This window comes from Pseudomonas sp. GOM6, from assembly GCF_029537485.1.
In the GTDB taxonomy this organism is placed as follows: Bacteria; Pseudomonadota; Gammaproteobacteria; order Pseudomonadales; family Pseudomonadaceae; genus Aquipseudomonas.
On sequence record NZ_JARPUS010000041.1, the window covers coordinates 1 to 336 of the forward strand.

The following is a 336-nucleotide window of genomic DNA, read 5'->3' on the forward strand; positions in this document are numbered from 1 at the left end:
CGGCCTCGATGGCGGCGCAGGCCTTCTGCTGGGAGGCGGCGGCGAAGGCGTCCTGTGCCTCACGGCTAATGCCGTATTTCTCCACCAGGTTCTCGGCGGTGATGCCCATGTGGTAGTCGTTGAAGGCATCCCACAGGCCGTCCTGAATCATGGTATCAACCAGCTTGCCGTGGCCCATGCGCTGGCCGGTGCGGGCGGCGGGCATGACGTAAGGCGCCAGGCTCATGTTCTCCATGCCGCCGGCGATGATCGCCTCGGCGTCGCCGCAGCGAATGGCCTGGGCGCCCAGGTGCAGGGCCTTGAGGCCGGAGCCGCAGACCTTGTTCAGGGTCATGG

1 protein-coding gene is annotated in these 336 nt (G+C 67.0%); it reads right to left on the bottom strand.

From position 1 onward, the window contains the following. Positions 1-336, bottom strand: a 336-nt coding sequence (locus P7A97_RS20570) for a beta-ketoacyl synthase N-terminal-like domain-containing protein (protein WP_277692349.1), incomplete at both ends; no start/stop codon positions are given.